The organism is Arthrobacter sp. SAFR-044 (assembly GCF_051965175.1).
Taxonomy (GTDB): domain Bacteria; phylum Actinomycetota; class Actinomycetes; order Actinomycetales; family Micrococcaceae; genus Arthrobacter.
Window position 1 is genome coordinate 1 of sequence record NZ_JBQCMK010000017.1, and the last position, 15,764, is coordinate 15,764.

Here is a 15,764-nt window from a genome sequence, read left to right on the forward strand (position 1 = left end):
CTCGTCGCCCGCTTCGTACCCGTCGGAGTCCCCGTCCCCGAATGCGACGGACCCTCAACACCAACATCACCCGTGGCGGCCGACGCGGCGACTGGCACGACCGCTGCGCTCAATGCAACCAGAAGGGCTGTCAGCAGCGCGTGGAGCCGCAGGTTCCGCCACCTGCGTTGTCGAAGACCAGCCGTGCCGCTGCCACCCCATCTGACGAAAGGCCAGGAAGTCTTGCGCGTCAGCAACCGCGCACGTTCGTTGTAGGTTGGCATGAGGGCTCCGATCTTTGTTTATACCTGTCTGTTTTGCAGCTTTAACCGCGGCCAGTCCGGAAAGTGGTGTTTTCTCGTTAAGGCCATCTCAAGGGCGGGCGCAAGCGGGGAGGCAAACCGGCTGATGTCGTGGGACCTGTCCTGCTGTCCACGTTCAGCATCCCGGTGATCCTCCAAGACGGCGGCGAACGGGGACCCACAGCGGCGTCTTTTTCCCTGCAGGGCTGTTGCACCTCAACCAGGCCGAAGCAGGGTACCCGCACGAGGCTGCCGATGGTGTGATTAACGGTGTGCCCGCAGGCGATGACAATCTTCTGGACGATGCGGTCTTCGTACGAAGCACCAACTGCGCATGGCCCTTTAGTCTCCCCCATGCCGTAGAGCGTATGGTCCGCCCCCTAGGGGAGTCCTGAGTAGCCGGTACCCGCTTTTCCAGCAACATCAATCCGCTTTAGGTAAGTACGGGGTTTACGACGCGGCTCCTTGGATAGGGATAGGGGTTTTTGGCTGCACTCTTTCCCGCATCTCTGCGTGTTCACGTAAGACCGCGGCGGCTGGTAGGGCAGAAGAACGCAGATTGTATCTGGCACCCCCAACCCCTGAAACGGCGTTATTGGCGACGGCAGGGGGGAAAGCTCGCGGAAGGAGGCGCCTGACCGCACGGCAGCCTCTTCGCTCACTTGGCCTGGGCGCAGAATTGTTTTCCAGCGCCCGCTTCGCTTCCGGGATATCCAGGAGGACGGAGCTCAAAGTCGCCGACGTTCTGTTCAACCTGTAGAACGAAAGACACTATGCTGTACGCATGACCTTCACCAAGACCGTGGCCATCGCCGTCCCGCTCGAAGCCGAGCTTGTGGACCAGATCCGTGCCATCGACCCCTCCATCACCGTCCTCTATGAGCCCGACCTCCTGCCGCCGGAACGCTTCCCAGCCGACCATGCAGGCGATCCCGCCTTTCAACGGACAAAGGAACAGGAAGACCGCTACTGGGCCATGCTCAACAGCGCCGAGGTGCTGTACGGCTTTCCCAACGAGAGCCCTAACGGCCTCGCCCGCACCGCAAAGGAAAACCCCAGACTGGAGTGGGTCCATGCCATGGCAGCCGGCGCGGGCGGAGCCGTCAAGGCATCCGGGCTCGGCCAGGAGATCCTGCAAAAGTTTAAGATCACCACCTCCGCCGGGGTCCATGCCCTGCCCCTCGCAGAGTTTGCAGCGATGGGAATCCTGAACGGCTTCAAGCGCAGCGCCGAACTTGCGCAGGACCAGGCCGCGAAGGCCTGGCCCAGCCTCCGGGTCCCCACCCGGCTGGTCAACGGATCGGACCTGGTCATCAGCGGCCTCGGTGAAATCGGACTGGAAACCGCCCGGATCGCGCGGGCACTGGGCATGAAGGTCAGCGGCACCAAGCGGACCGTGGAGCCCATCGACGGAATCGGCCAGGTAGTGGACAACGCCGGCCTCCCCGCCCTCCTGGCCACGGCAGACGCCGTCGTCAACACCCTGCCCGGCACCGCCTACACGGAAAAGCTGTTCAACCGGAACCTGTTCGCCGCCATGAAGCCCGGGACCACCTTCGTCAACGTGGGCCGCGGAACCGTGGTGGACGAGGAGGCGCTGCTGGAGGCCCTGGACAACGGCCAGGTGGGCTACGCCTGCCTCGACGTCTTCGCCGTGGAACCACTGCCGCAGGACAGCCCCCTGTGGAACCATCCCAAGGTCATGGTCTCGCCGCACACCTCGGCCCTCAGCGCCGCCGAGAACCGCCTCATCACCGAACGGTTCTGCAGCAACCTCCGGACGTTCCTCGACGGCGGGGACCTCCCCCACCTCGTGGACACGGTCCACTTCTACTAGGACGCGGCGGAGAACAGGTGCGCATCGCAAGACTAAATACAGCAGCAGGCCCGCAGTACGCCGTTGAACGCGACAGCGGCTGGGACCACATCGTTGACCCGTTTGAGGAAGTTCTCCGCTACACCGGCGGCACCACCGCAAACAGCGAGGCCACATTCCTCGCCCCGGTGACGCCCGCCGTCGTCCTTGGCATTGGACATAACCGGACCTTGAATGACCACCCCCTGCCCATCCAGGCGTGGCATAAGTCCGTCCACACCGTCGCCGGACCCGGCGACGCCATTACCGCAGTCAGGGACCACGGGACGGTGAACGCGGAGGGTGAGCTCGCCGTCGTGATCGGTAAGGCCGCCACACACCTGACCGCCGGGAACGCCCTGGAGCACGTCCTCGGCTACACCTGCGTCAACGACGTCACCAACGTGGACCAGAACGCGGTGGACGAGCGGAACTTCCAAGGCAAGTCCGGCGTCAACTACACACCCCTGGGCCCCTGGATAGAAACTCAAATCCCGGATCCCGAAAAAGTGGCCATCGACGTTTACGTCAACGGGACAGCCCAGGCCACCTCCGGAACCTTCAACCTCCCCTCCTCGGTGGTGGACTGCCTCGTCTACGTCACTTCATGGCTGACCCTGGAACCCGGGGATGTGGTCATGACGGGAGCACCCTCCACAGTGGTACCCGTCGAGCCTGGGGACCGGGTGGACATCGTTGTGGAGGGCATCGGCACCCTGAGCAGCGTCGTGGCCTGACGGGCAGAGTGAGCCAACGCGGCACTTATGATGGATTGCGTTCAGTTGACTGAACGCAACCGCACTCTGCCTTGGCGACCTAAGGAGAATCATGGCCGATTCCCATATCCCCGCGTCATCCGACAAGCCGGGAGCCACCTCGCCGGCGCCGGCCGTTACCCGGGCAGCAGCCGTCCTGGATGCCCTCGCCGCCTCGGCGACCGGCCGCCTCACCTTGAGCGACCTCTCGCGTGAGGTGGGAATTCCCAAGTCGTCCACCTCCAACCTCCTGCTGGCACTGGAGGAGGCCCGGCTCATCAGCCGGCAGGGATCGGAGTTCATGCTGGGCCGCAAGCTGGTGGAACTCGGCGCCGCCTATCTCGGCCGGATGGACGAGGTGCAGGAGTTTTACCGCTACTGCGAGCAGGCCTCCGTCCTTTCCCGCGAAACGGTGCGGATCGCCATGCTGGATGGCACCAACGTTATTTACCTGGCCCGGTATGAGGGCCACCCCGCGGTACGGCTCACGTCCAACATCGGCGACAAGATGCCGGTGTCCCTGTGCGCCGTGGGCAAGGCCCTGATCGCGCGGCTGCGTGACCATGACCTGGAGGAAATGTTCCCGGACGACGCCGAATTGCCGGCGCTCACCCCCAAGTCCCTGCGCACCGGCGCGGAATTGAAGGCGCAGCTGAAGGAGATCCGCGAGCAGGGCTTCGCCTTCGAGGACGAGGAATCGACCACCGGCGTAGTGTGCCTGGCCGTCTCCGTCCCCACCCGCGGAGCCCATGGCCCCAGCCTGGGCCTGTCCGTGACCGCGCTCAAAGCCACGTACACCCCTGAGCAGGGGTCCCAGATGGTCAAGGAACTGCAGGAACTTGCCCATTCGCTGGGCAACCCCATGGGCTAACTCCACCAGCCCCAGGAATTCAAAAACCAAAAACTGTTGCCAGCTGTTCAGCTTGCTGTATTGTGTTCAGCATAGTGATCGGCACAACAGGTGTTGTCGCTATCCCACCAGGCCAACGGGGGCCTGGAGTGCATTAGAGGGAGTTCTCTTGACAACTCGTACTAACTCACCGCAGGCCACTGCGGACGGCGCCGTCGTCGATCCGGACCAGCTGCGAAGGGCAACACTTGCCAGCTCCGTGGGGTCCGCCCTGGAGTACTACGACTTCTACATCTACGGCCTTGCGTCGGCCCTGATCTTCGGCCCGCTGTTCTTTGCCCCGCTGGGTGAGAGCGGAGCGGTCATCGCCTCCTTCGCCACCTACGGCGTCGGGTTCGCGGCACGGCCCTTCGGCGGCGTGGTGTTCGGACATATCGGGGACCGCTTCGGCCGCAAGATGGTGCTGATCCTGACCATCGGCCTGATGGGCCTGTCCAGCTGCGCCATCGGCCTGCTGCCCACTTTTGAACAGGCGGGAATGCTGGGAGCGGTACTCCTGGTGACGCTGCGCATCCTGCAGGGCCTGGGTGCCGGCGCCGAGCAGGCAGGCGCCACCACCCTGATCTCCGAGGTGGCCCCGCGCCGCCGTCGTGGTTTCTTCGCCTCCCTCCCATTCGTTGGCATCCAGCTGGGAACCCTCCTGGGTGCGGGGACCTTTGCCTTGATGGCACTGGCAGACAAGCAGGTCCTACAAGGCTGGCTCTGGCGGGTTCCGTTCCTGGCCAGCATCATCCTGATCGCGATTGCCGTCTTCATCCGCCTCCGCCTCAAGGAGACCCCGGTCTTCCAGGAACTCGAAAAGCACAAAGCGGTGGTCAAGAACCCGGTGGGCCAGATCTGGAAGCACTCCAAGAAGAACGTTCTGGTCGGAATTGGCCTCCGCATGGGCGAAAACGGCAACTCGTCCATCTACTCCGCGCTGCTGGTGTCCTTCATCAGCATGCCGGCCGGCGTCTTCCCCGGCGACAAGTTCATCGGCCCCACCGGCCTGCTGATCGCCGCGGGCTTCGCAGCGGTGTTGGTGGTTGCCTTCGGCGCCCTGTCCGACCGTTTCGGCCGCGTCCCCGTTTACCGCTATGGCGCGCTCTTCCAGGCCGTCATCGCCCTGCCGGCCTTTTACCTGGTGACGCTGGGCAATGTGGCCCTGGTCTGGGCGGTCATGGTGGTGGGCATCGCCCTCGGCGTGCAGTCCATGCTCGGCCCGCAGTGCGCGCTGCTCCCGGAGCTCTTCGGGTCCCAGCACCGCTTCACCGGCGTGGCCCTGAGTCGTGAGCTATCCGCGGTGCTCGCAGGCGGCTTCGCCCCAATGATCGGCGTGGCGCTGCTGGCGGCAACCAACCACTCCTGGCTGGTGCCCGCGCTCTACTCGCTGGTCCTGGCCGCGATCTCGTTCGCTGCCACGTTCTTCACCCCGGAAACCAACGGCCGCGACCTGGTGCTCGTGGAGGACGCCAGCTGAACAACGGCAACGCCGCCCCAACTGGCCCATCATTGAGCTGCGGGACCCCGGAAACCCGGGGTCCCGCAGTCGTTCCTGCCTTCAAAAGTGGGCCACTCTGGCACCGGTCCACGAGTTCGAAGGCTGGCGGCCTGCTATATTCTGTTTTCCCGTCCGGTCCAGGAGAAGGCAGGACACAGCACGTCGAACGGCCCGCCATTGATTCCAAGCAGCGCACACCCAGGATCCACGCCAGGGAAAGCCCCGCACGCCGACTTCCTCAACTGCCCCACAGGATTCGTCGAGTATTACTTCGCGGACGGCATCTTCCGCTGGTCGGACGGGCTGTACCGCATGTATGGATATGAACGGGGCGAAGTGGTCCCTTCCGTTGAGATGGTGCTCCCCCACGTCGAGCCCGAAGACAGGCCAAGGGTCCAGGCCTACTGGGACCACGTGGCCTCCCACGGCGGCCCGTCGTCCATTTATGTGTCCATCCGGGACCGCAAGGACCGCCAGCACAAGTTGCTCTACTCCGCGGACTACATCCTGGACGGAACCACACCGATCGGCGTCTGGGGTGTGGTGGTTGACCTCACCACCTCCATCCACACGGACCGGCACCAGCTGGCCACCGAGGCGGTGGCCGCGTCCGCCCTGAACCGCGCGGTCATCGAACAGGCCAAAGGCATCCTGATGGGACGCACTGGTGTCACTGCCGATCGGGCCTACGAGCTCATCAGCCAACTTAGCCAGGACACGAACCGCAAGGTTTATGCCGTTGCCCAGGACATTGTGGACCGCGCCACCAGCCGCGCCGGCGGGCCGGAGAACAAAGGCCATCCCCTCCTGTAACTGCGGGGCAGTACCACCCTTTTCACAGGACAGTGGAGCAGCGACGGCGTGGACCGCCGTCGTCCGCCTAAAGGGCCAGCCGGGGCCCATCAGCCAGGACAGGCCCGGAACCGACAACGGGCAGGGCATCGGTGAACGCCTCGACGACGGCCATCTGGCCGGTGGAGTCCGGGACACCGGGGTACTGGACATGCGCAACCTCTGCCGGTTCGGCGGCAGCTTCCTCCGAGCGCATGCGGACCAGCGCCACGGCAGAGATCAGGAACCAGGCGACATTGGTGACCACTGAGGGCCACGCGCCGTGCAGGGTCCCGTTGATGATGAAGGCAACCGAACCGAACAGGTTGGCCGTCTGGAAGCCCTTCCCGGCCTTCAGCCACCCCATGGAAACAGACAGGTAAGCACTGAGAATCGCAACCGCGCCTGCCCAGCCGGCAATTTCCCACAGCAGTTCCATGGCGTCCTTCCAAGGTGCCTGCGCAGTATCAGGGCAGGGCTTAAGAGGTGGTTCAAGGTTGGGTTTTGCCGGATGCCGCTCCATAAGAACCTGCATCATCCAGCTCTGCGTTGACTCGAGCCCTGTTCGGGCGAGGACCTCTTACGCTGGCCGGCGGCATAATCATATCCCGCGCCCGGGCACCGCTTTTACCGGCGAAACGTGATACTCCCCACGTCTGGACAAGACCCCCGGCGCGTAGCACGATCGAAGCTGTGACCAGCAGTCCCGTCTCCGACCCGTACCTCCGCGAACTCACCCAGCTGAGGCACGTCAAAGACCGGATGGACCGCGAATATGCGCAGCCGCTGGACGTCGAATCGCTGGCGAAGGACGTGCACATGTCCGCTGGCCATTTCAGCCGCCGCTTCAAGCTGGCCTACGGCGAATCCCCGTACAGCTACCTCATGACCCGCCGGATCGAACGGGCCATGGCGCTGCTCCGCAAAGGCGACCTCAGCGTCACGGACGTGTGCTTCGCCGTCGGCTGCTCCTCGCTGGGCACCTTCAGCACCCGCTTCAGTGAACTGGTAGGCATGCCGCCGAGCGTCTACAAACAGGAGGCAGCGGAGGCGACGGCGGGAATCCCGGCGTGCGTGGCGAAACAGGTGACCAGACCGGTCAGGAATCGAGAAGCGCCGGCCCGTGAGCCGTCACTAGCATGACTGATATGGACATCAACATTTCCTCAACCTTCCTTCCCGCCACCGATCCCGACGCTTCCCTCGCCTTCTACCGCGACGCGCTCGGCTTCGAAATCCGCAACGACGTGGGCCGCGGCACCATGCGCTGGATCACCGTGGGCCCCGCCGGCCAAAAGGACGTTTCCATCGTCCTGCACCCTCCGGCCGTGGACCCGGGCATCACAGAAAGTGAGCGCCGCACCATCACCGAGATGATGGCCAAAGGCACTTATGCCACGATCGTCCTCTCCTCCCCCGATGTGGACGCCGCGTTCGCCAAGGTAGAGGCAACCGGCGCGGACGTGGTGCAGGAACCCATCGACCAGCCATACGGCATCCGCGACTGCGCGTTCCGCGACCCCGCCGGCAATACGGTCCGCATCAACCAGCAGCCCTAGGCATATAAACAGACACGTATATAACGGACGACGCCGGAGGGCGGCTGCCAGCGCAGCTTCCCCTCCGGTGCCGCTCCAGGAAGAAGGGGGACACCTTGAGCACGGAAGCAGACATGGACACCAGGCAGACGGGGCACGTTGCAGACAGCCACGACCTGATCCGGGTGGAGGGCGCCCGGGAAAACAACCTGAAGGACGTGAGCCTGGAGCTGCCCAAGCGGCGCCTCACCGCGTTCACGGGAGTGTCCGGCTCCGGCAAGAGCTCGCTGGTGTTCGCCACCATCGCCGCGGAGTCGCAGCGGATGATCAACGAAACCTACAGCGCCTTCGTCCAGGGGTTCATGCCCAACCTGGCGCGGCCGGACGTGGACCGGCTGGAGGGATTGACCACGGCCATCATCGTGGACCAGGAGCGGATGGGCGCCAATCCGCGCTCCACCGTGGGCACCGCCACCGACGCCAACGCCATGCTGCGGATCCTCTTCAGCCGGCTCGGTAAACCCTACGTCGGCCCGCCCACGGCCTTCTCCTTCAACGTCCCCACCCGCAAGGCCAGCGGCATCATGAGCACCGAAAAGGGGGGCCGGGTGGAAAAGAACGTGGTCCGCCAGGTGACCTACCTGGGTGGGATGTGCCCGCGCTGCGAAGGCATGGGGAACATCAGCGACATTGACAGGGCGGCGCTGTACGACGACTCCAAGTCCCTGAATGAAGGCGCGCTCACCGTTCCCGGCTACTCCATGGACGGCTGGTATGGCCGCCTCTTCGAGGGCATGGGCCTGCCCATGGACAAACCGATCGCCAAGTTCACGGCGAAGCAGCTGGACACGATGCTGTACGCGGAGCCCACCAAGATCAAGGTGGAAGGCGTCAACCTCACGTTTGAAGGCGTCATCCCCAAGATCCAGAAGTCCATGCTGTCCAAGGACGTGGAGGCCATGCAGCCGCACGTGAAGCGGTTCGTGGAGCGCGCCGTCACGTTCGCCACCTGCCCGGACTGCGGCGGCACCCGGCTGACTCCCGACGTGCTCGCTTCAAAAATCAACGGCAGGAACATCGCGGACCTCTGTACGATGCAGATCAACGATCTGGCCCAGTGGATCCGGGAACTGGATGAACCATCGGTCCGGCCCCTGCTCGCCGGGCTGCGGGACCTGCTGGATTCGTTCGCCGAGATCGGCCTGGGCTACCTGTCGCTGGACCGTCCCGCCGGCACGCTCTCCGGAGGGGAAGCGCAACGGACCAAGATGATCCGCCACCTGGGCTCCTCCCTCACGGACGTCACCTATGTTTTCGACGAGCCCAGCATCGGCCTGCATCCCCACGACATCGAGCGGATGAACACGCTCCTGCTGCAGCTGCGGGATAAGGGCAACACGGTCCTGGTGGTGGAGCACAAGCCGGAGATGATCGCCATCGCCGATCACGTCGTCGACCTCGGCCCCAAAGCGGGCACCGGCGGGGGCGAGATTGTCTACGAAGGCGATGTGGACGGGCTGCGTTCCAGCGGCACCATCACCGGCCGGCACCTGGACGACCGCGCCCGCGTCAAGGACTCCGTCCGGAAGGCCACCGGCGCGCTCGAGGTCCGGGGCGCCTCAACGAACAACCTGCAGGACGTCGACGTCGATGTGCCGCTCGGCGTGCTCTGCGTGGTGACGGGCGTGGCCGGCTCCGGGAAGAGCTCCCTGATCCACGGCTCGCTGGCAAAGCGGGAGGGCGTGGTGGTCATCGACCAGGGCGCCATCAAGGGCTCCCGGCGCAGCAACCCGGCCACCTACACGGGGCTGCTGGAGCCGATCCGGAAGGCCTTCGCCAAGGCCAACGGCGTGAAGCCGGCACTGTTCAGCTCCAACTCGGAGGGCGCGTGCCCCACCTGCAACGGCGCCGGCGTGATCTTCACCGAACTGGGTGTGATGGCCACGGTCGAGTCCACCTGTGAGGACTGCGAGGGGCGCCGCTTCCAGCCCGCCGTCCTTGAATATACTTTGGGCGGCATGAATATCGCCGACGTCCTGGACCTGTCGGTGGACGCGGCACTGGCGTACTTCGCCGACGGTGAAGCCAAGACGCCCGCCGCCCACAAAGTCCTCGAACGCCTGGCGGATGTGGGCCTGGGCTACGTCACCCTGGGCCAGCCGCTGACCACCCTGTCCGGCGGCGAGCGCCAGCGGCTCAAGCTGGCCACCCAGATGGCGGAGTCCGGGGACGTCTACATCCTGGATGAGCCCACGGTGGGGCTGCACCTGGCGGACGTCCAGCAACTGCTGGGGCTGCTGGACCGGCTGGTGGACTCCGGCAAGTCCGTGATCGTCATTGAGCACCACCAGGCGGTGATGGCGCACGGTGACTGGATCATCGACATCGGTCCCGGAGCAGGGCACGACGGCGGCAGGATCGTTTTCGAGGGCACCCCGGCCGACCTGGTGGCGGGGCGGGCCACGCTCACCGGCCAGCATCTGGCAACGTATGTGGGTGCCTAGAGCCGCCCCAGAGCAGGACCGCCCAGGGTGCACCGGCGGAAGCCGCGGCCAGCAGGATGCCCGGCAGCAGCGGGTGGCCACCAGGACGGCGGGATTTCAATGCCGGGCTGGCCTACGCTGGCCGTATGCCCCAAAAGTTCCGGTACGACGTCGAGATCCTGCATCTGCTGGTGTCCCCCGCGCACGCCTATTTCGGCCGTGCCCGGGACGGTGCCGCCGACGTTCCCACCACTGATGCTCCGCAGGCTGAGGTGGTGGCCGGCAAGGGCATCGTGGGCGACCGGTTCTTCGGGAAGGCGGCGCACATGGACGCCGCGGTGACCCTGTTGGCCGTCGAGTCGCTGGAAGCCATCGCCGCGGAGTTGGGCGCGGCGCCGTTCGATCCCCTGCTGACCCGCCGGAACGTGGTGCTGCGCGGAGCGCAGCTGGTCCCACTGTTGGGGCAGGACTTCGTGCTGGAGTCCTGCGGCTCTTCGGTGACCCTCCATGGCGGCCGGCATGCCCAGCCCTGCGCGTGGATGAACGAGATGCTGGCGCCCGGTGCCCATCCGGCCATGCGGGGCCGCGGGGGCATCCGCTGCCGGGCCGTCTCCAGCGGATTGCTGCACCGCGGCCCGGCCGTGCTGGTCAGCCCCGTGCCGCTGGACCCGGCGCAGGCAGGCGAGGCGAGCGTCCTCCGGCCCTCAAGGCTCCCGTAGCCAAGGGGCTCCCCCGGGGCCCAAGCGTACGACGGCGTCACGCACGGCACGCTTACGGCCCACCTGAGGCGGGGAAGCCCCGGAAACCCGGGATCCCGCCGTCGTGCACTGCCTGAAAGCATGCCCGGCGTGACGCTTCCGCACCCTACCTTTTCCGGTGGATGGACTTGTAGCTCAGGTAGGCGTTGAGGCCCTCGATCCCGTACTCGGTGCCCAGCCCGGAGTCGTGCCGGCCGCCGAACGGGGCGGCGTGGTTGGAGGCGAAAAAGTTCAGTCCCACCGATCCCGTGTCCATCCGGTCCGCCACCGCGAGCGCGGCGTCCTCGTCCCGGCCGAACACCAGGCCGCCCAGGCCGAATTCGGTGTTGTTCGCCAGCGCCACTGCCTCGTCGACGCTGCCGCCGGCGTCGTTGTATTTGAGGATGGTGATCACCGGCCCGAAGATCTCCTCGCGGGCTATCCGCATGTCCGGGGTGACGTCGGCGAACACCGTGGGCTCCACGAAGTAGCCGTTCTCCAACCCCGCGGCAAGCGAGGCAGGGCGCCCTCCGGTGGTGGCGCGGGCGCCTTCAGCCCGCCCGGACTCGACGTACTCCATGACGGTCCGGTACTGCGATTCGGTGGCGCAGGGGCCAAACACCGTATCGGGATCAAGGGGGTCGCCCTGTTTCCCGGCGGCGATGGTGGCCGTGACCATGTCCACTACCTCGTCGTACCGGCTGGCCGGGGCCAGGATGCGGGTGGAGATGTAGCAGGTCTGCCCGGTGTTGCGCATGGAGGACTTGATGAGCACCCGGGACATGGCGTCCAGGTCCGCGTCCGGCAGCACGATGGCGCTGGACTTCCCACCCAGTTCCAGCGTGACCGGGCGCAGCAGCTCACCGCAGGCCGCGGCAATCTTCCGGCCCACCGGCGTCGAGCCTGTGAACGCCACCTTGGCCACCCCGGGGTGCTTGACCAGCACGTCGCCCAGGCGGCCGGAGCCCGTGACCAGGTTGACGACGCCGGCCGGGACGCCTGCAGCGGCAATGGCATCGATGATCACCCGGATGGACAGCGGGGTGGGCGACGCCGGTTTGATCACCACGGTGCAGCCGGCCAGCAGCGCCGGCGCCAGCTTGATCATCACCAGGTTGATGGGGAAGTTCCACGGGGCAATGAGCGCGCACACGCCCAGCGGATCGCGCCGCACCACCGATTCGCCGCCGCCGCGGGGGAAGGGACGGACGTCCTCCTGTTCCAGGTATCCGGCCAGGGTGGCGAAGTAGCGCAGGATGCCGGCGGCGTTGGCGGCGGCACCGGAGGATTCGGCCACCGGGGATCCGTTCTCCCGGGAATTGGTCAGGGAGAGTTCCTCGGCGCGTTTCTCCACTTCATCGGCGATCCGGAGCAGGTAGGCGGCCCGCTCGGACGGCGCCAGCCGGGGCCATTCGCCGTCGAAAGCCTTTTGGGCGGAGCCGACGGCGGCGTCCACGTCCTCCGGGGTGCCGTCGGGGACAGAGCCCCAGACTTCGCCGGTGGCGGGGTCGGTGACCGGGTTCCGGCCGGTGCCCCGGGAGGGCTGCCAGGCGCCGTCGACGTAGATGGTGTCCACGTGGGTGTGCGGCAGGGCCAGGCCGGACCGTGTGGCCAGGGCCGGTGCGTCAGCCGGTGCGTCATGCGCGGCGGAGGTCATCGGATCACCGCCGTCTTCAGCAGGGCATTGGACCTGGCAAGGTCCGCGGTGGCCATGTCCAGGGCAGCCTCAGTGATGAGCTCCGGGATGATCTCGGTGGCCAGCCGGTCCGTGTAGGTGGCGGGATCCATGCCGAACCAGGAGGAGGCAAGGGCGATGCCGGCGTGGTCGAATCGCCACAGCCTGTCAGCGTCGCGCATCAGTGCATCCTCCAGCGAACGGGCCACGGGCCTGGTGTCGTGGCCGTCGATGATTGCGCAGACCTGCTCCACGAACCCGGGGGCATAACCCAGGCCGGGAAGGACCCGGCGGGCAACGTCGCAGCCCTGTTTCTCGTGCTCATAGCGGATGGTGGCCTTGCGCCAGTCCCCCGTAAACCCTTCCGAAAGGATCCGGGACTCATCCACGTGCGCCCAGCCGGTGTCGTGGAGCAGCGTTGCCACCCGCACCAGTTCTGCATCCGCGTCCGGGTAGGCCCGGCACAGCCGTTCGGCGAAGGCAAGGGAGATGGGCAGGTGGATGTCGTTGCCGCGGGTCCTGGTTTCGTGGACCACGGCCTTCCAGAGCGCGTCGAGCGAATCCAGGGCCGCGGGGGTGCCGGCGATGGGGGTGGTGTCCACGGGACCATGGGCGGGAATGGGGCGGACGCTGTATTCGGCGGCGAAGGCATCGGCCAGCGCGTCGTCCGTGTCCGTTGCGGCGCCGGGGGCGCTGCCGGCGGCAGTGCCGGGCTCCGCCGGGGCAAACGGCGTCTTGGGGGTGCTCATAATGCTCCTTCGGTTGGCCAACCTACTGTCTGGGTGCAGTTAGCTGTCCGTGGTGATGGTCTTGAGTTGGGTGCCGGGGTCTGCCGCGGCCTCGGCGGGAATGTTGAGGCCCTTGGCGAGCGCGTTCTTGACGGCCATGAAGTCCAGCGGTGCGTTCACGCAGTCCGCGGCGATGATGCGGCCCTGCCGGTAGTAGAGGACGCTGAATTTGCCGCGTTCCCGGTCGTTCCGGACCACGGTCTGGTCGTAGCCGTTGCACAGCCCGGCGATCTGCAGCTTGAGGTCCGCCTGGTTGGACCAGAACCACGGGATGCCGGCGTATTCCTCGCGCCGTCCGGTCAGCGAGTAGGCGGCCACCTTGGCGTGCTCGATCGCGTTGTTGACGCTTTCCAGCCGGATCCGCTCCCCGGGCTCGGTGCCGGGAACGGGGTTCGGCATGTTGGCGACGTCCCCCACGGCCACCGTGGTGCCGTCGGAGGCCAGCGCGAACCGGTCCACCACCACGCCGTTGTCCACGGCCAGGCCCAGCTGCTCTGCCAGCTGGGTGTTGGGAATGACGCCAATGCCGATCAGGACGATCTGCGCCGGCAGTACCGTCCCGTCCTGGAGTTCGACGGCGGCAACCCGGGTGCCGCCGTCGTCTGCGGTGAAGCGCCCGGCACTGGTGTTAAGGCGGATATCCAGGCCCCGGGAGCGGTGGGCCTGCAGGAAGTATTCGGCGGTCTCCTCCCCCACGGCCCGGCCCACCAGGCGCGGCCCGAACTCGAGCACGGTGACATTTTTCCCCATCTTCTGCAGGCTGGACGCGGCCTCGAGGCCGATGAACCCGCCGCCGATCACCACCACATCCGTGGCGTCGCCCACTTTTGCCTTCAGGGCCAGGGCGTCGTCGGCGTTGCGGAGGTAGAGCACACCGTCCAGGCCGCTGCCGTCGATCTCCAGCTTCCGGGCGCGGGCGCCTACGGTGAGGGCCAGCCGCTTGAATGGAAACTCCCGGCCCGAGGACGCATGTGCCACTCCGGAGCCGTCCGCTTCCTTGTCGATCCGGACGATGTATTCGCCCTTGACCAGGTCCACGTTGTGCTCGGCCCAGTAGTCGTTGGACCGGAAGATGAGGGATTCGCTTTCCACGGTGCCCTGCAGGAACTCCTTGGACAGCGCCGGCCGCTGGTATGGGCGGTGGTCCTCGTCCCCCAGCAGGGTGATGTGTTCATCGAAGCCCAGCGCCCTCAGCGATACTGCCAGCTGTACACCTGACTGGCTGGCACCAATGATCAGGAGCCCCGTCCGGGTGGGAACCGTGGCCGATGCGGTTTCCTGCTCCACTGCCTGCGTTCCCACGGTTACACCTGGGTTTCGGGGGTGGTGACGAACAGTTCCAGTTCCTCCGTCAGGCGGAGCTGGCAGGACAGCCGGGAGTTGTCCTCACGGTCCACGGCGGTGCCGTAGAGCATCTCGTCCTCCATGTCTTCCATGGCGGGCAGTTGCGAGGCGCAGTCCTCGCGGACGAAGACGTGGCAGGTGGCGCAGGACAGCGAGCCGCCGCATTCGGCCACGATGCCGGGGACGCCGTTGCGCACCGCGGTTTCCATGACCGAATCGCCTGCATTGCCTTCGACGTCCCGGACGGTGCCTTCTGCGTCGGTGAAGTGAACCGTTGGCATTGTGGTCCTCCTTGGTTGAAGTTGGTTGGATGGTGGCGGGGGTGGCCGGTCAGATGAACTGACGGCCGCCGTCCACCACCATGGTCTGGCCGGTGTAGTAGGAGCTGTCCGGCCCGGCGAGGAACAGGGCGGCGCCCACGATGTCCTCGGGCTGGCTGGCCCGCTTGATAGCGCCGCGGTCCACGCCGTAGTTCTCGGCGTTTTCCATGAGCCCGTAGCTGGCCTCCGTGAGCGTGAAACCCGGGGCGATCGCGTTCACCGTGACCCCACGCCGTCCCAGCTCCTTGGCCATGACCCGGGTGAGGGCCACCACCCCGCCCTTGGAGGCGACGTAGTGCGCCCATTGCTCGGAGCCGCTGAAGATCGTGGCGCTGGAGAGGTTGATGACGCGGCCACCCTCGGCCAGGTAGGGGCTCGCGGCGCGGGTCACCAGCCAGGGTCCCTTGAGGTTGACGTTCATCACCAAGTCCCACTCGGCCGGATCGATGTCCTCGAAGCGGCTGCGGGTCACCCCCGCGTAGACCGCCGCGTTGTTGAGGACGACGTCGATGCGCCCGTTTCCAAACTCGGCGCAGCTTGCGGCGAGCTGCTCCGTGGAGCCCAGGTCGGTCACGTCGGCGGCGAAGGCAGCGGCGCGGGCGCCGGCTTCCCGGACCAGCTTGGCGGTCTGCTCGGCACCTTCGAGGTTGATGTCGGCCACCGCCACCCGGTAGCCGCGGCCGGCGAAGCCGAGCGCGAACGCCCTTCCCAGCCCGCCGGCGGCTCCCGTGATGAGGACAGTCCTCGCATTCATGCCTTGCGCGGAA

15 protein-coding genes are annotated in these 15,764 nt (G+C 66.3%); 9 read left to right on the plus strand and 6 right to left on the minus strand.

Annotated features, from left to right (window positions below; genetic code table 11):
- Positions 1-1,065 precede the first annotated feature (1,065 nt).
- From ACTHQS_RS19310 to ACTHQS_RS19330, 5 genes are all read left to right on the plus strand, one after another.
- Entirely contained in the window at positions 1,066-2,118 is a 1,053-nt protein-coding gene (locus ACTHQS_RS19310; RefSeq protein WP_440172090.1) for a D-2-hydroxyacid dehydrogenase, read from the plus strand.
- A 17-nt stretch (positions 2,119-2,135) separates the two neighbouring features.
- Entirely contained in the window at positions 2,136-2,873 is a 738-nt protein-coding gene (locus ACTHQS_RS19315; RefSeq protein ID WP_440172093.1) for a fumarylacetoacetate hydrolase family protein, read from the plus strand.
- 91 nt (positions 2,874-2,964) lie between these two features.
- The gene (locus ACTHQS_RS19320) at positions 2,965-3,762 is read left to right on the plus strand and encodes an IclR family transcriptional regulator (RefSeq protein ID WP_440172096.1); all 798 of its coding nucleotides are present in this window, start codon (positions 2,965-2,967) and stop codon (positions 3,760-3,762) included.
- A 148-nt stretch (positions 3,763-3,910) separates the two neighbouring features.
- Positions 3,911-5,260, plus strand: a complete 1,350-nt coding sequence (locus tag ACTHQS_RS19325; RefSeq protein ID WP_440172098.1) for an MFS transporter — start codon at positions 3,911-3,913, stop codon at positions 5,258-5,260.
- A gap of 198 nt (positions 5,261-5,458) precedes the next feature.
- On the plus strand, positions 5,459-6,094 hold the full coding sequence (locus tag ACTHQS_RS19330; protein WP_440172100.1) for a PAS and ANTAR domain-containing protein: 636 nt from the start codon (positions 5,459-5,461) through the stop codon (positions 6,092-6,094).
- A 67-nt stretch (positions 6,095-6,161) separates the two neighbouring features.
- Here the strand turns inward: ACTHQS_RS19330 and ACTHQS_RS19335 are convergent, their stop codons facing one another.
- The gene (locus ACTHQS_RS19335) at positions 6,162-6,551 is read right to left on the minus strand and encodes a CBU_0592 family membrane protein (protein ID WP_440172101.1); all 390 of its coding nucleotides are present in this window, start codon (positions 6,549-6,551) and stop codon (positions 6,162-6,164) included.
- 254 nt (positions 6,552-6,805) lie between these two features.
- Between ACTHQS_RS19335 and ACTHQS_RS19340 the strand changes: the two genes are divergently transcribed.
- The 4 genes from ACTHQS_RS19340 to ACTHQS_RS19355 all read left to right on the plus strand — a co-directional run bounded on the left by ACTHQS_RS19340 (position 6,806) and on the right by ACTHQS_RS19355 (position 10,852).
- The gene (locus tag ACTHQS_RS19340) at positions 6,806-7,255 is read left to right on the plus strand and encodes a helix-turn-helix transcriptional regulator (protein WP_440172103.1); all 450 of its coding nucleotides are present in this window, start codon (positions 6,806-6,808) and stop codon (positions 7,253-7,255) included.
- A complete protein-coding gene (locus tag ACTHQS_RS19345; RefSeq protein ID WP_440172105.1) occupies positions 7,252-7,671 on the plus strand; it encodes a VOC family protein in 420 nt (139 codons plus the stop codon). The genes ACTHQS_RS19340 and ACTHQS_RS19345 overlap by 4 nt, the downstream gene beginning before the upstream one ends.
- Before the next feature lie 113 nt (positions 7,672-7,784).
- On the plus strand, positions 7,785-10,154 hold the full coding sequence (locus ACTHQS_RS19350) for an ATP-binding cassette domain-containing protein (RefSeq protein WP_440172212.1): 2,370 nt from the start codon (positions 7,785-7,787) through the stop codon (positions 10,152-10,154).
- A gap of 125 nt (positions 10,155-10,279) precedes the next feature.
- Positions 10,280-10,852 carry an MOSC domain-containing protein gene (locus ACTHQS_RS19355; protein ID WP_440172107.1) on the plus strand — a complete coding sequence of 191 codons (573 nt, stop codon included), beginning with the start codon at positions 10,280-10,282 and terminating at the stop codon, positions 10,850-10,852.
- Positions 10,853-10,997: 145 nt separating this feature from the next.
- On the opposite strand, the gene ACTHQS_RS19360 is transcribed toward ACTHQS_RS19355, so the two are convergent.
- The 5 genes from ACTHQS_RS19360 to ACTHQS_RS19380 are packed head-to-tail and all read right to left on the minus strand — an operon-like array spanning position 10,998 to position 15,751.
- Entirely contained in the window at positions 10,998-12,527 is a 1,530-nt protein-coding gene (locus ACTHQS_RS19360; RefSeq protein ID WP_440172109.1) for an aldehyde dehydrogenase family protein, read from the minus strand.
- Positions 12,524-13,294 (minus strand): HD domain-containing protein, encoded by a 771-nt coding sequence (locus tag ACTHQS_RS19365; RefSeq protein ID WP_440172111.1) that lies wholly within the window; start codon positions 13,292-13,294, stop codon positions 12,524-12,526. Before ACTHQS_RS19365 ends, ACTHQS_RS19360 begins: the two co-directional genes overlap by 4 nt.
- A gap of 39 nt (positions 13,295-13,333) precedes the next feature.
- Positions 13,334-14,635 (minus strand): NAD(P)/FAD-dependent oxidoreductase, encoded by a 1,302-nt coding sequence (locus tag ACTHQS_RS19370; protein WP_440172113.1) that lies wholly within the window; start codon positions 14,633-14,635, stop codon positions 13,334-13,336.
- Positions 14,636-14,637: 2 nt separating this feature from the next.
- Positions 14,638-14,958 (minus strand): 2Fe-2S iron-sulfur cluster-binding protein, encoded by a 321-nt coding sequence (locus ACTHQS_RS19375; protein ID WP_110542213.1) that lies wholly within the window; start codon positions 14,956-14,958, stop codon positions 14,638-14,640.
- 49 nt (positions 14,959-15,007) lie between these two features.
- The gene (locus tag ACTHQS_RS19380; RefSeq protein ID WP_440172115.1) at positions 15,008-15,751 is read right to left on the minus strand and encodes an SDR family NAD(P)-dependent oxidoreductase; all 744 of its coding nucleotides are present in this window, start codon (positions 15,749-15,751) and stop codon (positions 15,008-15,010) included.
- Between the last annotated feature and the right edge of the window lie 13 nt (positions 15,752-15,764).